The following is a 16,217-nucleotide window of genomic DNA, read 5'->3' on the forward strand; positions in this document are numbered from 1 at the left end:
CTGCTAGACTGAAATTCTTCTTATTCAAGCGATAATTAACTTTGGAGCATGACCTTGCCGGATGAGACCTTCCCCACGCACGCCACAACCCTAGCGGATGCCACCGCCCCAAGCCAACGGCCGACGGAGCAGACATTGTCTGAATCCCCTGCGCAAAAGAAAGCGGCCAAAGTAGCGGAGGCAGCCGGTAAACGCACTTCGACGGCGAAAAATAGCATAAGCTACGCCGATGCGGGCGTCGACATTACCAGCGCCGAGCGCAGCAAGCAGCGCATCAAAATGCTGGCGCGCAAGACCTTCAACCGGCAGGTGCTCAGCGAGATCGGCGGCTTTGGCGGCCTGTTCGCGCTGGACCTCGAAAAGTTTCCCAATCCTGTGCTGGTCTCTTCTGCCGACGGCGTTGGCACCAAGCTCAAGGTGGCTTTTGAGCTGGGCATCCACCATACGGTGGGTCAGGACCTCGTGAATCACTGCGTCAACGACATTGCAGTTCAGGGTGCCACACCGCTGTTTTTTCTGGATTACCTTGCCACCGGCAGGCTGGACAATTCGATCATCGAGACAGTAGTGCAGGGCATCAGCGAGGCCTGCCGCGCCAATGGCTGCGCACTGATTGGCGGCGAGACGGCGCAGATGCCGGGCTTTTATGCCGACGGCGAGTATGACCTTGCCGGAACCATCATCGGCGCGGTGAACCGGGACAAGATCATTAGCGGCGAGACGATTGAGGTAGGGGATGTGCTGGTCGGCCTGCCGTCGAATGGGTTGCATACAAACGGATACTCGCTGGCGCGCAAGCTGCTGTTTGAAGTGGCGAAGTACAGCCCCGACCACTACGTCAATGAGTTGAAGGACAAGGCTGGAGCGGCTTTGATGCGCACGCATCGCAGCTATCTTGCCATCATCAAGAAACTGACCGGGGCCGAGGTGGTGAGCGGCATGGCCCACATCACCGGTGGTGGCATTACAGAGAATCTGCCGCGCATTCTGCCCAAGGGGATGGGCGCGCTGGTCGATCTCGCATCGTGGCAAGTGCCACCTCTCTTCGAGCACCTTCAAGCGCTGGGGAATGTCGAGCAGGATGAAATGCTGCGTACCTTCAACATGGGTATTGGCTTGATTGCCGTGGTTCCGGCGGAAAAGATTAAGAAGGCGAAGGCCATTCTTAATCGCGCCAACGAGCGCCATGTCATCATCGGGCGCGTCGTTCGCGGCGAGCGTAAGGTCAGCTACAACTAGGCTAGTGTAGCTTCCGCATGATGGGCGGCGTCCAACAAGAAGAAGCGTGGCGTTTGCCGCGCAATGCGTTTTTACTCAGCGCAACCAAACTAAAAGGGGCATGGAGTGAAGCGGCTTGGAATCTTGCTATCGGGACGCGGGTCGAACTTTCTGGCGATTGCCAAGGCGATCCGCGAACAGCAGCTGCTGGGTGCTGAGATCGCCGTCGTGCTCTCGAACCGCGAAGATGCGGGCGGTCTGGAAGCGGCGCGGGAACTGAACATACCGGCCTTCTGCGTGCCTTCGTCCGGACGGAAACGCGCCGAGCACGACGCCGAGATGATTGCCCGGCTGCATCAGCATCGCGTCGATCTGGTGTGCCTGGCAGGCTATATGCGCGTGCTCACGCCAGACTTTGTGCGGGCCTTTCCTGAGCGGATTCTCAATGTCCACCCGTCGCTGCTGCCCGCATTTCCCGGCCTGGATGCGCAGCGGCAGGCGCTGGAGTATGGCGCGAAGGTTGCCGGTTGTACCGTGCACTTCGTAGACGAGGCGGTCGATCACGGCGTCATCATTCTGCAAAAGGCTGTCCAGGTGAAAGAGGATGACACCGCCGAGACCCTATCCGCGCGTGTGCTGCAGCAGGAACACGCCGCGTACCCTGAGGCGATTGGCCGCGTGCTCAGCGGACAATATGTAATTAGTGGGCGGCGCTACCTTCGCCGCGACAAGTAGACGCTGCCTTAGGTTTGCTCTCCCGATTGGCTCTGCTGGTCTTTCGCGTCGCTCAAAGTCACCTTCACATCCATGCGCTTCTGGCCGCGGAATATGGTCAGCGTGACCACATCGCCAGCGTGATGAGAGTTCATGGCGGCGGAAAGGTCCTGCGCGTTGGCGATGTCCTGACCATCGAGCGCGACGATTAAATCACCGCCGACCATCACCGGGATGTTGCCCATATAGGCTCGCTGGTTGCCACCACGGAGCCCGGCGCGAGCAGCCGCACCGCCCGGCAATACATGGTCGATGAGGATACCGTAGTCCGCCGGAAGGCCGAGTTGCTGCGCAATATCGGGGCCGATCGGCAGGGTAACGATGTCGAGCGAAGGCCGCCGCACGTAGCCATATTTTTCAAAGTCGCTTAGAACGGCCTTCGCCGTATCGATGGGAATCGCAAAACCTACGCCGGAGCTCTGGTCCGCGCCATTGCTGGCGATCATGGTGGTAATGCCGATGACCTCGCCGCGTGAGTTCAGCAGCGGACCGCCCGAGTTTCCGGGATTGACGGAAGCGTCGGTCTGGATGGCGTCTTCGATGGGGTTCTGCTCCGGGCCGCGAATAGAGCGGATGGCGGAGATGATTCCCCGAGTCATGGTGCCCTGCAAACCGAACGGATTGCCGATGGCATAGACTCTCTGGCCTACGACAAGCCCCTGCGAGGAAGCGAGCGTTACCGGGACAAGGTTTGGCACATTGTCGATCTTCAGCAGCGCCAGATCATGGCCCTTGTCCACAGCAAGAACTCTGGCCTTGTAGGTGTGTTTGTTCGAGAGCTTTACTTCGACGCGTTGAGCGTTATTGATGACGTGGTTGTTGGTAAGAATGAGGCCGTCTTTGTTGAGGATGAAGCCTGAGCCCTGACCTTGTTGCGGCACCGGACCATAAAAGAAGTCGTAGGCAACCGCAGTCGAAGTAATGTTGACGACCGACGGGAGAGCCTTCTTGTAGACGGCAATGTTCTGCTGCTCTTCGATGTCGAAGGCAGGAGCGGCTGCGGCCTCGGTCAGCTCGAGCGTCCCCATAGGCCCTCTCACCGTGGCGGGGCTTACATCAGGCGCGGCGGCCCGAGTAAAGACGTGATGCACCCAGGGTGCGAAGGTCCCGGTCGGCGCAAGATGCGTCGTCAGATAGTAGAAACCGGAAAGCAACAGAATGACCAGAAGAACGGGGCGCAGTTTCATCATGGAGACCCTTGATTCCTTTAAGCCGAGCAGATCGGACGTCTACCGTAATTGTAGCGAGATCAGGCCGCCGCGGTACAAATTGGCACGGTGCGATACATTTTTGTATCTTTTATCGTCCTGTCTCTTTTATCTGGCCGCTATTCGCAAAATCGGCCATAGTTGATCGACCTGCCATTCGAGCTCGGTCACGGCGCCATCATTCGTAAGAACGTAATCGCATAGAGGCATCTTCTGGTCGTCGGGCATCTGACGCGCCAGCCGACGGGCTGCTTCTGCCTCAAGCTCTTCTCGCTGTGCTTCCGTCAGTTTCCTGTCGTCGGCACATCGCCGGACGAAGCGGGCAATCTTCATCTCTTCAGGCGCGGTCACCAGAATAATGCGGTCGAACCGCTGCTGCCATTGGGCGCCATCGCCGTGCGCTGCCTCAAAGATCAAGGCGGACTCAACCATCACCACCGCTGCGGGATTACGCAGGGCGATGTCTTCGATGAGGTCTTTCTGGCGCGCGATCACCGCGGGATGGATGATCGCGTTCAACTCCTCAACGCGGCCCTCAGCAAAGGCGATGCGGGCGAGCGCGGAACGGTCTAGCTGGCCGTCCGGCAGCACGACCTCGTTGCCAAAGTGGGCAACGATTCTGGCATGAACGTCCTGCCCCGGCTCCATCAGCTCGCGACCGATGGCGTCGGACTGGAGCACATGCGCGCCATGGGCAGCAAATAGCCCGGCCACGGTGGACTTACCGCTACCCAACCCGCCTGTGAGGCCGACGCGCAGCATACCGCTAGTCCTTTTCCGTGGAGAGGCCGCGCCGCAACTTCGCCGCAGTCACCGTATTTTTCATCAGCATAGCGATCGTCAGCGCTCCTACACCGCCCGGGACGGGCGTATACGCGCCGGAGACCGCAAAGGCTGCGGGGTGGATGTCGCCCACAACCACTGAGCTGCGTTTAGCGAAGGTGGCTGCCCGCGCTGCATCGCCGGGAAAGAAGCCTTCGACCTCGGCGGCGTCTGTCACGCGGTTGATGCCTACGTCGATCAACGTTGCTCCGGGCTTCACCATATCCGCCGTCACAAACCCCGGACGGCCAATCGCTGCGACCAGCAGGTCAGCTTCGCGGGTGAACCTGGCCAGGTCTTTCGTCTTGCTGTGGCAGACCGTCACTGTCGCCGAAGCGTTGAGGAGCATCATGGCTGCTGGTTTGCCTACGATGTCCGAACGGCCCACGACTACGGCATTCTGGCCTGCAATGGGCAGATTGCTGCGCTTCAAAATCTCGATGATTCCAGCGGGCGTGCAGGGAGCAAGGCCGGGCTGGCCGCTTTGTAGACGGCCCACATTTACCGGGTGAAACCCATCGACGTCCTTATCGGGCGAGACCGCTTCGAGCAGCCGCTTGGTGTCTACGTGCCTGGGCAAGGGCAACTGGATGAGGATTCCGTCGATGTCCTCACGGGCGTTCAGATCGGCCACCAGGGCCAGCATCTCCTCGGTTGTGATGCTCTCTGGAGGTGTCAGCATTTCGCTGTAGATTCCCAATTCGCCGCAGGTTTTGACCTTGCTGCGAACGTAGATCTGGGAGGCTGGCACCTCGCCTACGAGAATTACTGCCAGCCCGGGAGTGATTCCGCGGACTGCAAGTTCTTTGACTTCACCTGCGACCTCAGCCTTGATCTCGGCGGCGATCGCGACGCCATCTAGAATTCGTGGAGTATTTGTCATCTGCTTCATGGTACCGTGGCAGGCGAATAGCTCCTAAATCTGAGGCAAATCGCTAAGATGGAAAGATGAGCACAAGGCCAATGACACCCGAGGATCTCCGCTGGATCGTCTGTCCCGTCTGCCACCATCCGCTGGAACCTGGGCCCGACAGCGTCCTGTGCACAGGCTGTGGGCGTCGTTATCCTTTCATCGACGGCATCCCTGTGCTGCTTGCGGATCGTGCTCTCTAACCCTAGGACTGGCGGAACTTTGCCCTTCTCCGCTGCGTAGAAATAAAAGCGGCGGCGGACGCGCATTGATGAATAAAGTTATTTATAAAGGTTGGGCTGCAACATTCGGCGACTTTTCGCATCATATATATAGCGAACCGTCAAATGGATGGCCGCGCGGAGATGAGGAAAGGGATCATGACAGGCAGTCAGAAAAACCAGATCGAACAGTTCCACATAGCAGACCTTAATGGCCTGCGCGAAGAGTTACGGAAATCCAGCCTCGATTCCTGGCAGTCTGCCGACCTCATCAGTAACTTCCTTGCGGGACGCGGTTACGGCGTTTCTACAGATGCGGCGCGGATCGCAGCGTCGCGTATCGAATCGGTTGCCTCGCTGCAATTGATGCAGGAAGAACTTGAGAAACTTGCGCTGGTAATGTAACGAAGTCAGGATTGCTAAGGCTAGAAGCGCCCATTGAGGGCGCTTTTTATTTCTTCCCATAACGACAACTCGACTCTTTTTCCAGGCAAAAATGCCCGGCGGCCCGTTGTGACAAGCAGTCTTCCCAGCAAGGGCGCGCGATTGATTTATGGTTGAAGTATGCCGTCCCTTTGGACTCCTCCCAACTGGCCTCAACGTCTTGCCGAACTCCAGGCACCGACTGGGGATCTGAAAGAAGCACCTCTCCGCCGCGATGTTCGCTCGCTTGGCATCCTGCTTGGAAGCGTTCTGCGCGAGCAGGCTGGCGACCCACTGTACGACGCCGTCGAAGCCCTTCGCCGCACCGCCATCGCCCGTCGAGAAGCCGATGCGAAGGAGGAAACCGAAGCCGCTGCCTCGCATCTGCAACAGGCGCTTTGCCGGGTCGGCGCGCTGGAACTCTCGGCTGCCTATCAGCTTGCCCGCGCCTTTGGGTTTTATTTCGAGTTGATCAATCTCGCCGAAACCAATCACCGCAAGCGTCGCCGGCTGGCCATCCAGCTTGACCAGAACGCCGCACCTCAGCGCGGCGATCTTCGCGGGACGCTGCGCCGCCTGCGCGAGGCCGGTGTCGATGCGGCTCAGGCCCACGAGTTGCTGAAGCGCATCTGCATTACGCCTGTCTTCACCGCGCATCCTACTGAAGTCGCGCGGCGCTCGGTCATGTTCAAGCGGAGGCGCATCTCTGACCTGCTTGAACAGCTTGACCGCATTCCTGTACCCACTCCCCACCTGGAGTCTCTGGAGCGGGACCTTACCGCCGAGATTACCGCTCTGTGGCAGACCGACGACGTTCGCAGCGCGCGGCCTACGGTGCGCGATGAGATCCGCATGGCACTCGATTATTACGAGACCAGCCTGTTCGATACGCTCCCCGTCCTCTACTCGGAGGTAGCGGCTGCTCTGGCCGCCGAATACCCTCAACCGAATGCGGATTCGCAGCCAGTTGCAATCTCCGAGCTGCCGCAGCTGGTCAGCTTTGGCTCGTGGATTGGGGGCGACCGCGATGGCAATCCCTTCGTCGTTCCCGAGGTTACGCGGGAAGCGCTCGCCATGGCGCACACCTTGCTGCTGAACCACTATCGCCGGCGCCTGCAGAACGTCTTTGAACAGCTTGGCAGCTCTATCCAGCAGGTGCCTGTCTCCGCCGAGGTCACTGCCCTGCTCGACCACTATCTCGGCAAGCTTCGTGCTGCCGGACAGACAGCGGTGGAACAGCGCTTCCACTACGAACATCTGCGGCTGCTGATCGCGTGCATCATGATGCGGCTTGGAGCAACGCCGCAGTCGGGCCTGCCGCTGCCTGCCGATCCGGCGCTTACGCCCTACACCCGCGCCGCTGATCTGCTCTCCGACCTCACCATTCTCCGCGCCAGCCTCGCCGAGAATCACGGCCACCGTCTGGCGCAGATGCTCATCGACCCGTTGCTGCTGGAGGTCCGTACTTACGGACTGCATTTGCAGACGCTCGATATTCGGCAGCACGCGCGGGTGCATGCCGCTGCCGTGACCGAGATCTCCGCATGGCAAGCGCCGTCGGGCGCGACTTCGCTGACGTCGGAACTTCATCTTCCTCCGGCGCTTTCGCCCCAGACACAGGAAGTTCTGGACACCTTCCGCACCATTGCCGAGCTGAAGCAGACCTATGCGCCTGAGTCCATCCGGCAATACGTTATCAGCGGAGCTACGAGCTCAGAAGATGTGTTGCACGTGCTGTGGCTGGCGCGTCTGGGGGGCGTCAAGGTGGAGGCCGACGAGGCGACGCACGATCCTGGGTTGCAGCCGGTTCCGCTGTTTGAGTCCATCGAAGATCTGCAGAATGCTCCTGCTGTCTGCCGCCAGCTTTGGACCAGCGAGGTCTATCGGCCGCTGCTCAAAAGCTGGAAGCACCGTCAGGAGGTCATGCTCGGCTACTCCGACTCAAACAAAGACGGCGGCATGATTACCAGCACATGGGAGATCTATAAAGCCCACCGTGCGCTGCATGAAGTGGCCCGTGAGTGCGGGGTTACTCTGCAACTTTTCCATGGCCGTGGAGGGACAGTGGGACGCGGCGGCGGACCTACGCATCGCGCCATCTTCGCCCAGCCTATCGACAGCTTTACCGGGGAGCTTCGACTTACCGAGCAGGGCGAGGTGCTCAACTGGAAGTACTCCGACGTTGTGCTTGCCGAGCGCAATCTTGAGTTGATGATTGCGGCCAGCCTGGATGCGCTTGCCCGGCCCGATGCCATCCTGCAACAGGGCACGATGCCTCCGCACCTTACGGGCGAGATTCTGCCGGAGTGGGAGGCCGCGTTTGACCAGCTCTCGGCCACGTCGTATGAGTTCTACCGCGAGCATATCGTGGACAATCCGGAAACCTTCACATATTTCGAGCAGGCCACGCCGGTGGCTGAGCTTGAGCATGCCCGGCTTGGCTCCCGTCCAGCCAAGCGTGGCGGCAAGAAGTCCATGGCCGACCTACGAGCCATTCCGTGGGTCTTTGGCTGGATGCAGTCGCGGCAGCTTGTGCCTGCCTTCTTTGGCGTGGGTCATGCGCTTGACCGTTTCGTGAAGGAGAATCCCGGAGGGCTTGCGCTGCTTCAGACCATGGCGCGGGACTTCCCGCTGTTCCTCGACATCATTCGCAATGTGGAGATGGCGCTCGCCAAGGCCGACTTCGGCATCGCGCGGCTCTATGCCTCATTGGTGGAAGACGAAGCCCTGCGCGACCGTGTCTTTGCCACGCTGGAGGCGGAGTTCAATCTTACTCACCGCATGCTCCTCGAGATTACCCAGCAGAAGGCGCTGTTGGAGAACAATCCTGTGCTGGAGCGTTCGATTCGGCTGCGCAATCCGTATGTCGACCCCATGTCGCTGATTCAGGTGGAGCTGATCCGGCGCAAGCGCGCCGCGATTGCGGAAGGCAAGCCGGATTCACCGGAGCTGAACCGTGCTATTTCGGCCACAATCAATGGCATCAGCGCGGGATTGCGCAATACGGGTTGATCGGGCTGGTTCGGCTGCCTTCCCTTCGCTGCAAGCCAGAGATGGCGGCGAGGGGCCTGTAAGTGTTAGAATTTTCTCTAACGCATTCTGACACGGTAGAGAGTAAGCGGATTCGGTTCCGCTCGTGCCTACCACCTCTGTGAGCCGCTCAGTTCGTCAGACTCGAACTGTTGAAATCCAGAAGTCTCTGCGAATCAAGATTGGGAGCATCAGTCATGGCACAAAAATGTGATCTTTGCGGCAAAGGCCCGCAGTTCGGTAATAACATCTCGCACGCCCACAACACCACGCGGCGTCGTTGGAACGTAAACCTGCAGCCCGTCAAGGCTAAGACCGTCGGCGGCAGCAAGCGTATGCGCGTGTGCACCAGCTGCATCAAGACCGGCAAAGTCGTCAAAGGCTAAGCCCGACAGAGTTTTCAAGAGTTAAGGTTTAAAAAGCATTTAGAAATAGAACGCCCCAGCCGTGCAATAGGCGGCTGGGGCTTTTCCTGTTTTTCTACTGCTTCGTAGATCCGCTCTACTGTTTTGAAAAGCCCAGCGAGGCACTGTTGATGCAATAGCGCATGCCGGTTGGCCGGGGGCCGTCCGGGAATAGATGGCCAAGGTGGGCTCCGCAGCGGGCGCAGGTCACTTCCACCCGCTTCATCCCCAGCGTGTTGTCCTCGTGCGCTTCAATCGCCTCGGCAGATACCGGCAACCAGAAGCTGGGCCAGCCGCTGCCCGACTCGAACTTTTTGTCCGAGGTGAACAGAGGCGCATTGCAGGCGGCGCAGTGATAGACCCCCTCTTCATGATTATTCAGCAGAGCTCCGGTAAATGGGGCTTCGGTACCCTTCTCACGTGTTACATGAAACTGCTCGGGCGTCAGCAGTTCGCGCCACTCCGCTTCGGTCTTATGAATTTTCTCGATCTTCTCTGTCTCAGCCATGAAATTAGTCCTCTCTTTATGAGACGCTCGCCGACGGTTTAAGCTCCAACCGTTCCCTTTACGATCACTTCGACCTCCACCAGAGCGTCTTTGGGGAGGCCTGCGACGGCAACCGTAGACCGCGCCGGAGGCACTACGCCGGACGGAGCAAGATATTGTGCGTAGATCTCGTTCATCGCGGCGAAGTCGCTCATGTTTTTCAGGAAGACCGTCGTTTTGACGACCTGGGACAGATCGACTCCCGCCGCGCCCAAAACGGCTTTGATGTTCTCAAAAACCTGCCTGGTCTGCTCAACGATTCCGCCGTCGACGATCTGACCGGTGGCGGGATCGAGGCCCACCTGGCCGGAGGCAAACAACATGTCACCAACCCGCACTGCCTGCGAGTATGGGCCAATAGCGGCGGGTGCATCCTTGGTTGAAATTACAGTCTTGATTTGGTCGCTCATCGTGCCTCAAGTCTATCGCCATATTGATCCGACGCAAATTCAATCCAACTAGCGCGACAAGCGACGTGAATAGCTGATAAAACCAATCGCACACAGAAGGCTTGGCAACAAGATCCATCTGATTTCGCATTGAGGTGCGTTATGGGTATTTTGGACTCGATCCAGTCTCTGGCTGGACAGGTTGGACAGAACTCTCAAAGCGACCAGGCCAAGGTGGCCGGCGGCTTCATCCAGGCGTTGACACAGCATCCCGAAGGTATTCAGGGCATATTGAACAGCTTCAGCCAGAATGGAATGGCGCAGCATGTTGAAGCTTGGAGTAATGGCCAGAATGCGACCGCAACCCCCGATCAGGTACAACAAGGACTTGCCGGAACCGGTCTCATCGAGAAGACGGCCGAGCACGCCGGAGTCTCGCCGCAAGTGGTGCAGGCTGCACTGACGACTGTTCTTCCGATGATCATTCAGCACTTCGCGCCCGGTGGTCAGGCAGCGCCGCAAAGCTCACTGGGTGGATTGGCAACACAATTCCTGGGCCGCTTCGCATAGGCAGTCGAACGGCATCGCGACCTCATAAACACAGAGGTTTTCAGGATATCTGCGTCATCAGCATTCGGAGTGCGCCCCGTTTCCCAGCAATGATGTGAGTGCCATCTGCGGTTTTCGAAGCGACCCCGTTGACTACAAGTACGCTGTAGTCGAAGTTGCGGAAGCGATAGTTCAGCCGATCAGCAAACACTTCTGTCAACGCACTGCGCTCGGCCACCCATTCAAACATCAGGCCGAGTCGTACATGCGACGGTGCTCCCATCAGGCTGAACGCGATCTCTCGCTCGTGAAACGCGCATATGAGCTTCCCGCCGCCCGATAGAGGCACAGTGGTCTGTAGCATCGAACCCGTCTCACTGACGGTGGGTAGACCAGCCATGGCGAGCGGCGTGCTCCCGCCATCTTCTCCAATCAAAACAAACCGGCCCATGGCGCGGACACCACTGCGGCCTGCGCGCACTTCGTCGTCGCTCCAGTGATATCCATCGAGCACGGCAAGCAAGCGCTGCTCAATGCCATGCTGGCGCACAGGCTCCGTCAGATAAGGCTGCGGAAACCGATCGTTGTAAACATGAAGATCGCGCAGATAAAACTGGTTGTCACGAAAATGCAGATTCGCACGGAAGTACTTGCTTTGATACCAGACGGTCCGCTGTGGCGCATGAGCCTTGCCAAATGGATCCTTCAGCATCACCTGCGCCTGCGTTGGTGTCGATTTGAAGGATCGCTTAAAGCGCCGCCCAGTCTCGCCCATCGTTTCGACGACCAGACCTCCCTCGCTAAGCGCCTGTGCAAGCTTATCCATCTGCATCGGGTAAGCTTTGCGCATCGTCGGCCAACCGAAACTGTTTTCCTGCCCGAGTTGGCCGTAGGCAAGAGATTGGGTTGGAGCGTGAGCGATCATATTGAGGAAGCTGTCGACGAACGTCTCCGATTGACCCGACGGCCAGACGGGCTCCATCGTGTCTGGATAGGGAACCTGATTGTCGTAGTAGTAGACCGGGTCCTGCCCCAACAGACGAAACATTGGAGTCGATATCTGATTCTTCTCCTCTACCGCAGGACTCCACGCGTTCTCGCGATTTGGATAGTAAGCGGCGATAGGCGCGCCCCAGATAGTGAAACCATCTGTAGCCAACTGATCGCGGCAATTGCCGAAGGCGTCGATGCCATAGTGGTCGGAGAGGTGCCCGATGGTGACCGCATCCAGGTTCCACGAAGCTACGGTTTTGGCATCGTGCCCAAAGATGCGTCTGAAGGTCGCCATGGCAGTATCGGCGAGTTTGCGTCGCTCATCGGGCGTGTAGCCGATCGCATAGGCGACCGGCACGTGGTAATCCCACTCCCACTTCGGATTGCCGCGCCAGGCAATTCCGGCATCGTTACAGATCTTCCGATTCATCTCGAACCAGATACCGGTCTCGTGATCCGGAGGCATTTCAGTCTTAAGGAACTCAACAAACGGCCCCTCGACCAGCGCATCGTACTGCAGCAGCCAAGTGGCTGGAAATTTATGCTTCTTGATCAGCGCCATCTGCTCGCGCACTGGCTGGAAGAGGTCCATGCTTTCGCGCGGCTCCTCCGCGCGGATGAAATTCATGATGTTGATGGCCCGCCTGGAGGCGCCTGGTGTGAACGCCTCTGCCGACAGGGAAGGCAGTACGCTCGAAACAACCACCGTCTTCAAGGCGCCGATCATTATTTCTCGTCGCGTCAGAGTTTTCTGCTTATGCTTTGCGGATATCTTCGTCATGTACCATCCCATTTTTTCGCTCGCTGAAGACTAAGGAGTCCACAACGCAGGTTCCTATTATGAATGGGAAGCTGGGGAGAAGACGAAGGGTTGAGTTGCGCGGGCTGAGCGAGTCCCTGCGGCGGCTGGACCTCGGGCTGGCGGTACCGAAGGGGTCGCACGCGCTGCTGCTGCGGAGCGGGGTGCTATTTTGTTCGACCGGGGTTACGCGCCACAAAGAAGCCATGGAGGTCGAATTGACCACCGCGATTGAGCACACTTTCACTGTTCCGGTTGCGGCGGGGGCTCATCGGGTGGCGCCGTGCTATGCAGATCAATAGCCATCATTACTGAATTTGCTATCGAAGTCAGCATGTCTTTCTGCTGTTCTGATATCTGTCGCGGTCGCGTATCCAGCACGCACAGCGATCCGATAATCTCTCCATCGTGTGCCTTCAGCGGAGCTCCTGCATAAAACCTTATCCCCTTCGCCTTCAGAAAGGGGTCATTCGCAAACTGTTCCTCCTCCGCCGTGTCTGCGATCACAAGGCTCGCATCGGAAAACACGATTCTGCTGCAGATCGAAAGGTCCTGTTCGCGCTCGGTCATTGTCAGCGTGTCCTCCGGGAAGCCACACTGGGCCTCCCAGAAGCGCCTTTGCCCATTCGCCACAGTAATCAATGCAATAGGCGCGTCAAACGACCTCGCCAGATTGGTGGCAAGCCGGTTGAAGACATCCTCCTCGGGGCCATCCAAAACATCTGTCTGTTGTATCTCCTGCACCGTCTCGCTGATCGCATCGCTCGACTTTGTGTCCCTCTCAGGCGCAGCAGGCTCTTCCGCGAGAAGCGCTTCGGGATGCAGCAGCGACGTTAGGTATTCCTTCATCAACAGCAGCGAGCACACCACGTGCTGCGCATCGTCCATAGGTATCCGGCTCCGCAGGTTCGAGAGGTCGCCTTCCTTCCTCAGCACACATGCCACCACGACAGCATCGGGAAAGCGTGCGCGAATCTGGTGACATCGCAATCGTATATGCCGTATCGCACTTGGCGGAACGCCAACCACGCAAATTACGTCGGCCTTTCCATTCTCGAGCGATTGCAGCAGGTCCTGTGTGGAAGTATCCGCGGAGATCACCCGCGTCGAAGCTGTCTCCGCAAGGACTTGCAGGGCCAGTTGGCAGGCCACTTCATCGGCAAAGTCTCTTGCAGGCACACATGCCACACGCTTGGCTGGCTTCACCTCTGCGACCGTCGCCGCTCTGCTGGTTACATCTTCGGCCAGTTCCTCGACCGCCTGTAACACCTGCTCCGCGCGCGCTCCTGTCATGTTCTCGGCGTGCCGTGCTTCTTCGATCATCGAAAGTGCCGGCACCAGGACGCAATCGTAGACCTCCTCCCTCGACTTCGTCTTCAACATTTCTTCAAGCAACATCCTCGCCTCGATAACATGCGAGGAAAGCATCCGCTGATAGAACCGCTCTGGAGGAGGCAGTGCCGCCTCCTCCCCAAACAGCACATCCAGATAGTAAAGATGCGGCACCTGCCGTCCGATCACGACCAGGCACACCGTCAGTGGAGTCGACAGCAGCAGCCCCGGCAATCCCCACAGCAGGGTCCAGAAAATCGCCGCAATCAGAATCGCGATGGCAGAGATTCCCGTCGAAGCACCATAGAGCATCGGCTCGACGAAGTTACCCGTTATCAGCTCAAGCACGAGATACATCACCGTGATCCAGATCAACTGGTTCCAGTGCGGCGAAACCGCAATCGAGAGCATCAGCGGTCCCGCCGCCGCCATCAGAATTCCGATATACGGCACAAAGCGCAGCAGACACGTCAGTACCCCCCACAACAGCGGATTGGGAATTCCAATCCACCACAGCAGCAGGCCGACGACCACTCCGTAACAAAGGTTCACCACCAGTTGCATCTGCAGATAGCGGCTCACGCGACGACTGGCATCTTCGATCGCTGTCGTCGTCAGATGCATTCGCCCGCTCCCCGCAAGCCTGAGGCCACGGTCGCGCAGACCCTCTCGGCCCAGCAGCATAAACACGAGAAAGATCACCACGATGAATGTCGTCGTCAGTGGATGCACGAGCGGGATCATCGTCCGTCCTGCTACCGCCAGCATCGACTGCTCAGGCTCCTCAACCCGCACTACCACCGGCTGCGCAGTCTTGTTTGTCACGGGGCTAGGGACGGAGTGACTGGAAGCCCGCCTGCGCGGTGTCACCGATACGATCGGGGGCGCCTCCGTCCCGCCTTGGATTTGCTTGCCCACACTCGCCAGCATCGCCACCGTGCTGGTCAGCCTTCCCGCCGAGTTGAGATGCAGTGTCTCGATCTTTCCCGTAAGATTCTGCTGATACTGCGGCAGTTCCACCGCAAGGTTATAGATCTGTCCCAGCATCACCCAGCCCAGAACGCCCGCTCCTGTAAGGGACAGAAAAATTACCAGCAGAGCGGCTGGCGCTCTTTTTACTCCCCATCGCTCTAGCCGTACCGCCGCCGGTGCCATCAAAAATGCCAGCAGTCCCGCCAGCGCCAGAGGAACAAATACCTCACGCGCAAAGTACAGTACCGCGATAACGAGAATTCCTGTCACCAGCCCACTGTTTCTTTCGCTCAAGTTGTCGCGGGCTTCATTCAACACTCTGGCACCCACCGTCAATCCTATCTTTTGATTTGTCCATCGCAGCGAGAAATAATACGCCCCGGAAGCACCGCAGGGCACCCCTGCTAAGAAGGTCCGAGCGATGCATCTCAGTACGATGCCGAAATCTGTCGAACCAGCTAACCGCCGCTCTTATCGGAAATCATTGGCCTCCACTTTACTTGCCGATGCAAAAGGTGCTGAATATCAGGTGGGGAATGTTTTCGGGGGGTCGTAGCGCCGGTGAGGGTATCAAGCGATCGCAGCGATTCGTAGAGATCGAGCGGGAGCAACTCGTGGGGAACGACTGCACTCACGGCTCGATGCGCCCGGTAAGAGCTATTTTTTCCGTAGCAACGGGCGCAAAACTGCGCTTACCATTGCTCATTTTGATGTGGAGATGGAGTCGGACTTCCATGCCGGCCTCAAAGGTAGATACCGTTTGGGCAAGGCTGACCGCCGGGATCAGTAAACAGGTTAGTGAACAAGCCTGTAAGTGATTGAAAAGGATGGTCGGGGCGGAGGGATTCGAACCCCCGACCCTCTGGTCCCAAACCAGATGCGCTACCAGACTGCGCTACGCCCCGACTCGTTTTAGTTTAGCGCATCCGCTCCGCCGCGGCCCGCACTACCTTGCAAACAGTCCATGCATGTCTGTGCCAATCGATCTCAGTACATGGCCGGTCAGCCACGCGAACAGCAACATCGGCAACAGTACCAGGCCGGAAAGCAGGACGCAGAGCCCGATCAGAAATATCCAACTTTGGATCGTATGTTTTCGCGGCTCCGCCAGGCTGCCCGCCAGCAGCGCGTAATTGCGACGGTTCGCTCGCCACGCGATGTCAAACATATCTCCAACAATGGGGATTGATCCCACCACTACCTCGATGCCGACATTGGCCACCATGCGCGCCACCGTCACGTACGGCACGCCGCGCATCCAGGCCGCGACGATGATGATGCATGAAGCGATGCCGCCAATGAGATCGCCGATTCCCGGGATCACGCCGACGATTCCATCGAGGCCAAAGCGAATCGAGGTTCCGGGAATCTTCAGAAAGTCGTCGAGAATATGCGACAGCAGATCAAGGTTCTCGTCATCGAAGAGTTTTCCGCCCAGCTTTCCACCGCGCTTCCGGCGTGGGGGCAGAACCTCGGGCTTTACAGTAAATTCCATCGCGCTTTCCCGTCCGGTGCTATAATTCTGAGTATACGGCGGCTATAGTTCAGTGGCAGAACGCCGCTCTGTGGCAGCGGATGTCGTGGGTTCGAAACCCACTAGCCGCCCCAAAATCTTCTCTTCCTGAA

15 protein-coding genes and 2 tRNA genes are annotated in these 16,217 nt (G+C 58.4%); 8 read left to right on the forward strand and 9 right to left on the reverse strand.

Features of this window, described 5'->3' with window-relative positions:
* Window positions 1-135: 135 nt before the first annotated feature.
* A complete protein-coding gene (gene purM, locus P4G45_RS15265; RefSeq protein ID WP_348267338.1) occupies window positions 136-1,239 on the forward strand; it encodes a phosphoribosylformylglycinamidine cyclo-ligase in 1,104 nt (367 codons plus the stop codon).
* 105 nt (window positions 1,240-1,344) lie between these two features.
* The gene (gene purN, locus P4G45_RS15270) at window positions 1,345-1,953 is read left to right on the forward strand and encodes a phosphoribosylglycinamide formyltransferase (RefSeq protein ID WP_348267339.1); all 609 of its coding nucleotides are present in this window, start codon (window positions 1,345-1,347) and stop codon (window positions 1,951-1,953) included.
* Window positions 1,954-1,961: 8 nt separating this feature from the next.
* Here purN and P4G45_RS15275 read toward each other — a convergent pair whose 3' ends face one another.
* The 3 genes from P4G45_RS15275 to P4G45_RS15285 form a co-directional block, all read right to left on the reverse strand.
* Window positions 1,962-3,179 (reverse strand): trypsin-like peptidase domain-containing protein, encoded by a 1,218-nt coding sequence (locus P4G45_RS15275; protein ID WP_348269268.1) that lies wholly within the window; start codon window positions 3,177-3,179, stop codon window positions 1,962-1,964.
* A gap of 129 nt (window positions 3,180-3,308) precedes the next feature.
* The gene (gene coaE / locus P4G45_RS15280) at window positions 3,309-3,962 is read right to left on the reverse strand and encodes a dephospho-CoA kinase (RefSeq protein ID WP_348267340.1); all 654 of its coding nucleotides are present in this window, start codon (window positions 3,960-3,962) and stop codon (window positions 3,309-3,311) included.
* A gap of 4 nt (window positions 3,963-3,966) precedes the next feature.
* Window positions 3,967-4,914, reverse strand: a complete 948-nt coding sequence (locus tag P4G45_RS15285; protein ID WP_348267341.1) for a bifunctional 5,10-methylenetetrahydrofolate dehydrogenase/5,10-methenyltetrahydrofolate cyclohydrolase — start codon at window positions 4,912-4,914, stop codon at window positions 3,967-3,969.
* A gap of 56 nt (window positions 4,915-4,970) precedes the next feature.
* On the opposite strand from P4G45_RS15285, the gene P4G45_RS15290 reads away from it, so the two are divergent.
* The 4 genes from P4G45_RS15290 to rpmB all read left to right on the forward strand — a co-directional run bounded on the left by P4G45_RS15290 (window position 4,971) and on the right by rpmB (window position 8,992).
* Window positions 4,971-5,135, forward strand: coding sequence for a Trm112 family protein (locus P4G45_RS15290; protein ID WP_348267342.1), 165 nt, complete (start codon window positions 4,971-4,973; stop codon window positions 5,133-5,135).
* Window positions 5,136-5,312: 177 nt separating this feature from the next.
* Window positions 5,313-5,558, forward strand: coding sequence for a hypothetical protein (locus P4G45_RS15295; RefSeq protein WP_348267343.1), 246 nt, complete (start codon window positions 5,313-5,315; stop codon window positions 5,556-5,558).
* 159 nt (window positions 5,559-5,717) lie between these two features.
* The gene (gene ppc / locus P4G45_RS15300; RefSeq protein ID WP_348267344.1) at window positions 5,718-8,588 is read left to right on the forward strand and encodes a phosphoenolpyruvate carboxylase; all 2,871 of its coding nucleotides are present in this window, start codon (window positions 5,718-5,720) and stop codon (window positions 8,586-8,588) included.
* 215 nt (window positions 8,589-8,803) lie between these two features.
* Window positions 8,804-8,992, forward strand: coding sequence for a 50S ribosomal protein L28 (gene rpmB / locus P4G45_RS15305; RefSeq protein WP_348267345.1), 189 nt, complete (start codon window positions 8,804-8,806; stop codon window positions 8,990-8,992).
* 115 nt (window positions 8,993-9,107) lie between these two features.
* Here the strand turns inward: rpmB and msrB are convergent, their stop codons facing one another.
* Both msrB and P4G45_RS15315 read right to left on the reverse strand, forming a co-directional pair.
* Complete coding sequence (gene msrB, locus P4G45_RS15310; RefSeq protein ID WP_348267346.1) at window positions 9,108-9,518, reverse strand: peptide-methionine (R)-S-oxide reductase MsrB; 411 nt, start codon at window positions 9,516-9,518, stop codon at window positions 9,108-9,110.
* A 38-nt stretch (window positions 9,519-9,556) separates the two neighbouring features.
* On the reverse strand, window positions 9,557-9,967 hold the full coding sequence (locus tag P4G45_RS15315) for a RidA family protein (protein ID WP_348267347.1): 411 nt from the start codon (window positions 9,965-9,967) through the stop codon (window positions 9,557-9,559).
* A gap of 141 nt (window positions 9,968-10,108) precedes the next feature.
* Between P4G45_RS15315 and P4G45_RS15320 the strand changes: the two genes are divergently transcribed.
* The gene (locus tag P4G45_RS15320; RefSeq protein ID WP_348267348.1) at window positions 10,109-10,516 is read left to right on the forward strand and encodes a YidB family protein; all 408 of its coding nucleotides are present in this window, start codon (window positions 10,109-10,111) and stop codon (window positions 10,514-10,516) included.
* Window positions 10,517-10,556: 40 nt separating this feature from the next.
* On the opposite strand, the gene P4G45_RS15325 is transcribed toward P4G45_RS15320, so the two are convergent.
* The 4 genes from P4G45_RS15325 to P4G45_RS15340 form a co-directional block, all read right to left on the reverse strand.
* Window positions 10,557-12,269, reverse strand: a complete 1,713-nt coding sequence (locus tag P4G45_RS15325; RefSeq protein WP_348267349.1) for a hypothetical protein — start codon at window positions 12,267-12,269, stop codon at window positions 10,557-10,559.
* A 261-nt stretch (window positions 12,270-12,530) separates the two neighbouring features.
* Entirely contained in the window at window positions 12,531-14,885 is a 2,355-nt protein-coding gene (locus P4G45_RS15330; protein ID WP_348267350.1) for an AI-2E family transporter, read from the reverse strand.
* Window positions 14,886-15,419: 534 nt separating this feature from the next.
* Window positions 15,420-15,496 (reverse strand) — tRNA-Pro (locus P4G45_RS15335).
* A 41-nt stretch (window positions 15,497-15,537) separates the two neighbouring features.
* Window positions 15,538-16,086: a DUF4112 domain-containing protein gene (locus P4G45_RS15340; RefSeq protein ID WP_348267351.1), complete on the reverse strand. Its 549-nt coding sequence runs from the start codon at window positions 16,084-16,086 to the stop codon at window positions 15,538-15,540.
* Between the two features lie 38 nt (window positions 16,087-16,124).
* Between P4G45_RS15340 and P4G45_RS15345 the strand changes: the two genes are divergently transcribed.
* A tRNA-His gene (locus P4G45_RS15345) sits at window positions 16,125-16,199 on the forward strand.
* Window positions 16,200-16,217 lie beyond the last annotated feature (18 nt).

Source organism: Edaphobacter paludis, from assembly GCF_039993895.1.
In the GTDB taxonomy this organism is placed as follows: domain Bacteria; phylum Acidobacteriota; class Terriglobia; order Terriglobales; family Acidobacteriaceae; genus Edaphobacter; species Edaphobacter paludis.

Bases quoted from the DNA above. Each gene is read 5' to 3' on its own strand.
- rpmB (WP_348267345.1), top strand. From the start codon at position 8,804: ATGGCACAAAAATGTGATCTTTGCGGCAAAGGCCCGCAGTTCGGTAAT.
- P4G45_RS15275 (WP_348269268.1), bottom strand. From the start codon at position 3,179: ATGAAACTGCGCCCCGTTCTTCTGGTCATTCTGTTGCTTTCCGGTTTC.
- P4G45_RS15290 (WP_348267342.1), top strand. From the start codon at position 4,971: ATGAGCACAAGGCCAATGACACCCGAGGATCTCCGCTGGATCGTCTGT.
- ppc (WP_348267344.1), top strand. From the start codon at position 5,718: ATGCCGTCCCTTTGGACTCCTCCCAACTGGCCTCAACGTCTTGCCGAA.
- P4G45_RS15295 (WP_348267343.1), top strand. From the start codon at position 5,313: ATGACAGGCAGTCAGAAAAACCAGATCGAACAGTTCCACATAGCAGAC.
- P4G45_RS15340 (WP_348267351.1), bottom strand. From the start codon at position 16,086: ATGGAATTTACTGTAAAGCCCGAGGTTCTGCCCCCACGCCGGAAGCGC.
- msrB (WP_348267346.1), bottom strand. From the start codon at position 9,518: ATGGCTGAGACAGAGAAGATCGAGAAAATTCATAAGACCGAAGCGGAG.
- P4G45_RS15285 (WP_348267341.1), bottom strand. From the start codon at position 4,914: ATGAAGCAGATGACAAATACTCCACGAATTCTAGATGGCGTCGCGATC.
- coaE (WP_348267340.1), bottom strand. From the start codon at position 3,962: ATGCTGCGCGTCGGCCTCACAGGCGGGTTGGGTAGCGGTAAGTCCACC.
- P4G45_RS15320 (WP_348267348.1), top strand. From the start codon at position 10,109: ATGGGTATTTTGGACTCGATCCAGTCTCTGGCTGGACAGGTTGGACAG.
- P4G45_RS15315 (WP_348267347.1), bottom strand. From the start codon at position 9,967: ATGAGCGACCAAATCAAGACTGTAATTTCAACCAAGGATGCACCCGCC.
- P4G45_RS15325 (WP_348267349.1), bottom strand. From the start codon at position 12,269: ATGACGAAGATATCCGCAAAGCATAAGCAGAAAACTCTGACGCGACGA.